We start from the raw sequence: 4,597 nt of genomic DNA, 5'->3' as shown, positions 1-4,597 counted from the left end.
CACCATTCCGATCACGTGGAATCTGAAGCTGAAGTTCGCCGCATTCGGTTTTGACCTTACGATCATAGGTGCCATTCCGAGAGTTTCCTGAATGGAAACCGATCCGATCATATTTTTCATAATCCAAAAAGGCAGTCAATTCTGTTTTTAAGAGGGTGTTAACGGCTAATTCTAGATGAGAACGGAAACATTCGTTTAAATCACCTTTTGTGGCTAGAGTCTGTGAGATATCTGTAGTAAGATTGTTCATAGGGAAGTCCTCTTTTCTGTGAATGTAGTGTGGTAACTCTATTCTACAGAAGGGACTTCCTTTTTTCTATTTACACAAGATATTTTACACTCTCGATAATATTAGACTAATGATATTTATATTTACTTTATTTACATTAGTATCATATGGTTTAACTTCAGAGGAAATAATTAATTGGATGTTAAAAATAAGTTCGTCTAGCTAAATATAATATTATATATAGAAAAGAAAATGACTATGGACTAAACGAAGAAACCGCCAAAGAAATGATTGTCATGGGCTTTGTAGAACCCTTCACCAAATTTCCAATGGAGTATGCAGTAGAAGTGAACCGTCTTATTTCTTATGAGATAGAAGTATCAGTAGGGTGAATTTACTGAAGAAGCTCAGGATGGAAAAGCAGCATACCGAGCTTCTTTAATACATAAATATGATTTTATTACGATTTACTGTTTAAAGCTTTATTTATCAGATTGATTATCTTAGTTCGTTTTTCAATAGTTACTTAAAGAATAGCATAATAACTAACTTAGGGGGGAGTATATATTAAACATTGGTGGGAAGACAAAGAATTAAGATCTATGCAAATGAAATGTGATTATGCTCTTGATTCCGCAGATTTAAATGCATCGTTAAGTTTAAGCCAAACTTGTTTTGATCTAGGTCATCGAGAAGATTTTGATATTATGATTAGAGCTGATTATTTATATTGTGCAGCTACTAGCTTAATGGGAGTTCTATCAAAGGAAGAAAATGAAAGTATTAAAGAACAAATATACGAACGATGTTTTTACTTTTATCGAACAGCAAAAGCCCTATGCCTGATGAGGTATGAAGAAATAGAAATATTATCTAAAGAGACTTACATTCTCTTTAAGGCTCATATAGATGGTCTAATTTTACAAATAGGTGTTAATTATGGAAATATATTATCTCAATGTGGTAGGTATGTTAAATCAATTAACAATCTAAATGATATTCTAGATATGGAATTTCCGATGGCTATTGGAAATTAAGCTTTGAAAATAGTTGATTACTCACACTATGATAAAAGCAATCATGAAATCATGCTCTACTATGCATTTCAATTGCTGAGGAAAGTGCTAGATGAAAAAGTATCATATCCTGAGAGGGATTATGCCCAGAGTCTTTTCTACGATTATTCTAATAGAATTAAGATTATTTTAATAGAATTAAAAATTATATCTGCTCAGATTATTTAGAGCAAGAATTATCTTTAACTGAATTTCTGAATCCTGTAGAGAATATGTCTGATGAAGAAAAAAAGTATAGAACTTGGATAGGAAATAATGGATTAGCTCTCAATCAGCTAAATGGTGTTTTTTTTGAAATGCAAGTTGGCTATGACCCCTTGCATTTGACTACCATGATAGAAAATAATGAAGATTCTCGATTTCCAAAGTATCATGGTATTTTTAATCAAATTAAGTAAGAGTATGCATCTGCAAGATTTTGGGCTTACGAGGGCTTGACTGATAGAAACACACATTTTTTCAATAAGAAAGTATTTCTGGTAAATACTTTAGATTATCCTATATATGGAATAGGAATTGAAAAAGTAAAAGCAGCTTATAGAAGTATATATTCAATTTTTGATAAAATAGCTTACTTCCTAAATAAATATTTTAAATTGAAAATACCAGATGGAACTATTAGTTTTGTTAATCTATGGTATAAAGATATGAGAAAGAATAAAAGAAGAGAAGAAATTCAAAAAATTCTACAAGAAAATTATGCTTTGAACGGATTGTGGTGGATATATAAAGATTTAAGGAATAAAACGGTTTATGAAGATAAACATATCGATCCTTTATTGAAAAAATATCTGATGTAAGAAATGCTATGGAGCATAGGTATTTAAAAATCTTAGACTATTATGGGGGAGGGTTTAAACAACAACGATGAAAGATTTGATGAATTTGCTTACAATATTAGTTTTCAAGAGTTTGAAAAGCTGACTGTTGAGTTATTAAAATTAACAAGAGAATCAATAATTCAGTTGACTATGATTATTGAAATTGAGGAAAGTAAGAAAAAGTTAAATAAAGATTCGAATCAATTACTTGTACAATTATTTTTATCTAAGTTTCATGATAAATAGAAAGGATGATTAAAATAGAAACTAACACTCTAAACGGTATTCCAATTGATGCATTGATGGGGCTTATTGGTTCTTTTGGTGGAATAATAGTATCTGCTATAGTCTCCTATATTGTTTCTAAAAACAACATTAAAAGCCAAAAATAAAGTATTGATAAACAAATTGATGCAGAAATCGAAAAAATAGGAATGCAATATCATTTAGAACAAAAGAGAGATAATAATAACAACTATTTAAATAAATTTAAGATAGAAAAGTTAGCAGAGTTGTATGAATTATTAGGTCAATTTGGTAGATATAATACTGAAATAACTTTATTGATACAAAATTTCCTTAGGGAATCTCAATTACATTTTGAAAAAGAAGATATTGATTTATTCAAAAAAAAAAGAGACCAAATAGAAAAGCGATTTTTTGATAGGAATACTATGAGAGAGATTTCGGTTTTAGTGAATTATTTCCCAATAACTAGAATAAAGTGGGAAACAATTGTAAAACTTCAACTTAAATATGTAACCATCTATCCAGATCAAATAATTGGATCTCTTATAATCAAACAAGACAGATTTGAGAATTTTAAAATTCCAGATAATTATACTTTGAAGAACTATTTTGATGACTTAGAGCTAATTCAAATAAAATCAATAGACTTATTAGAACATGTTACGAAGGAAACCGAATATATTTTAAATAAGTTGTCAGAATAAAAAATCAGATTATTATTTATACAAAAAAAGAAGTTATGTTATGGTATCGAAAACTACAATTATGGAATTGTTTTGTAGATTAGAATTATCATTTTACATTCGCAGTAAAGAAAATTTTTCTATGAGAATTCTTACTAAATATATCTTCCAGACTTCAGTTATAAGTGATAATTTAAATGGATTATTACGTTTCTATTAAAAATAGTTTTTTGTAAATTTCAAGTATAAGTTAGCCACTTAGTTTAAAATATATTATCGGTTAATTTTCTGTTGTTTAATCGGTTATTAGAAGATGTCACTCGTCATTTGTTCAGCACTAACGAAACTTAGGTCATTTGGGACAAAGAGCGTAGAGCGTTGGCAAAACAGACATGAGGTGTTTGATAGCCGAGTATCTTCCGTGGATAGTCATTCATCCATTGTTGTATTCTCAAGCATTGGGTTTCACTAAACTGACTGATGGCTTTCCCTTTTGGAATAAATCGACGAATAAATTTATGTTGGTTCTCGCTCGTTCCTCTTTCCCATGAAGCGTAAGGATGGCTGAAGTAGACATCCAGCGTTTCTTGAAGCGCCTCATGAAGACCGGCGAATTCAGATCCATTATCAGAAGTAATGGTTTTGAATATTGTAGAGAATCTATCACCCGCTCGTTGTCTTAACTGACTAATGGCTTGATCAACAGATTCTTTATCTTTCCCCGTGAGTTTAAGGATGATTTCAAAGCGTGTTTGGCGTTCAACTAATGTGAGTAATACAGAATCCGTCTTTCCTTTATTACCAACCACAGTATCAATTTCCCAGTGACCAAAGGTCTGTCGATCATTGATTTCAGCAGGTCTTTGTTCAATGGATTGACCTAAAATACGCTTGTTTTTTCTGCTTCTGTAAGAAGAATCTTTTGGCTTGCGTGATAGTTTTTCAAGCAAATCCATATTCGTGGTTCTCATGATCCCTTTGTCAATCCATCCATAAAGAGTGGTTGTACAGGGAATGATAGACGGATCAAATAAGTCGTGTGTCCTAGCAAATCCAACAACCACATCTGGAGACCATTTTTCCAGTAACAGTTTATCATCTGCCCACTCAATAAATGCATCTGTATCAGCCCATTTTGGCCGACGACCACAGTTCAATCGAAGTCGATCGTAAGCTGCTTGTCCGGCATCAGGATCGTAGTAGGTCGTATAGTAATCATACACTTTGCCGGATTGCTTTTGACGGTTAAGTTGAGTGATTGTCCCACGATGTATTTCACTATGAATGGTTTGCGGGACACGTCCCAATGCATGCGCAATCTGACGATTAGAGTAATTTTGGTTCTTTAAAATGGCAATTTGAGCCCGTTCTGAATGAGATAAGTGTTTTCCCGTACGTGCTAATGTGTTATGGTTAGAATGCGTCATGTGAATTCATCCTGTCTATTGAGAGTTAGTGGTATAACTTCAATATAACATGAAATTCACATGGCGTTTTTTTTAGTTAGTCTTGGTGGCTAACTTCATTATAAAATCCAGC

The 4,597-nt window shown here is 31.8% G+C and carries 5 protein-coding genes and 1 pseudogene; 4 read left to right on the top strand and 2 right to left on the bottom strand.

The genetic code is table 11. From position 1 onward, the window contains the following. Positions 1–250, bottom strand: a 250-nt coding sequence (locus BLT22_RS11985; RefSeq protein ID WP_176935493.1) for a transposase, incomplete at its 3' end; no start/stop codon positions are given. A 581-nt stretch (positions 251–831) separates the two neighbouring features. Here BLT22_RS11985 and BLT22_RS12535 point away from each other — a divergent pair. The 4 genes and pseudogenes from BLT22_RS12535 (at position 832) to BLT22_RS11955 (ending at position 3,079) form a co-directional block, all read left to right on the top strand. Next, positions 832–1,266, top strand: coding sequence for a hypothetical protein (locus BLT22_RS12535; protein ID WP_091763502.1), 435 nt, complete (start codon positions 832–834; stop codon positions 1,264–1,266). Positions 1,267–1,517: 251 nt separating this feature from the next. Further along, on the top strand, positions 1,518–1,703 hold the full coding sequence (locus tag BLT22_RS12530) for a hypothetical protein (protein WP_091763501.1): 186 nt from the start codon (positions 1,518–1,520) through the stop codon (positions 1,701–1,703). A 36-nt stretch (positions 1,704–1,739) separates the two neighbouring features. Further along, positions 1,740–2,372, top strand: a pseudogene (locus tag BLT22_RS12525) (LA2681 family HEPN domain-containing protein). Positions 2,373–2,560: 188 nt separating this feature from the next. After that, positions 2,561–3,079 (top strand): hypothetical protein, encoded by a 519-nt coding sequence (locus BLT22_RS11955; RefSeq protein ID WP_091763498.1) that lies wholly within the window; start codon positions 2,561–2,563, stop codon positions 3,077–3,079. 326 nt (positions 3,080–3,405) lie between these two features. On the opposite strand, the gene BLT22_RS11950 is transcribed toward BLT22_RS11955, so the two are convergent. Then, positions 3,406–4,485 carry an IS30 family transposase gene (locus tag BLT22_RS11950; protein ID WP_091762406.1) on the bottom strand — a complete coding sequence of 360 codons (1,080 nt, stop codon included), beginning with the start codon at positions 4,483–4,485 and terminating at the stop codon, positions 3,406–3,408. Positions 4,486–4,597 lie beyond the last annotated feature (112 nt).

Origin of the sequence: Marinilactibacillus psychrotolerans, assembly GCF_900101525.1 — a bacterium.
Taxonomy (GTDB): domain Bacteria; phylum Bacillota; class Bacilli; order Lactobacillales; family Carnobacteriaceae_A; genus Marinilactibacillus; species Marinilactibacillus psychrotolerans.
The sequence above is the reverse complement of the archived record's forward strand: the minus strand, read 5'-3'. Positions and strand labels throughout refer to the sequence as shown.

Excerpts from the sequence above, each read along its gene's own strand:
- BLT22_RS12535 (WP_091763502.1), top strand. The coding sequence starts at position 832 with ATGCAAATGAAATGTGATTATGCTCTTGATTCCGCAGATTTAAATGCA.
- BLT22_RS12530 (WP_091763501.1), top strand. The coding sequence starts at position 1,518 with ATGTCTGATGAAGAAAAAAAGTATAGAACTTGGATAGGAAATAATGGA.
- BLT22_RS11955 (WP_091763498.1), top strand. The coding sequence starts at position 2,561 with ATGCAATATCATTTAGAACAAAAGAGAGATAATAATAACAACTATTTA.
- BLT22_RS11950 (WP_091762406.1), bottom strand. The coding sequence starts at position 4,485 with ATGACGCATTCTAACCATAACACATTAGCACGTACGGGAAAACACTTA.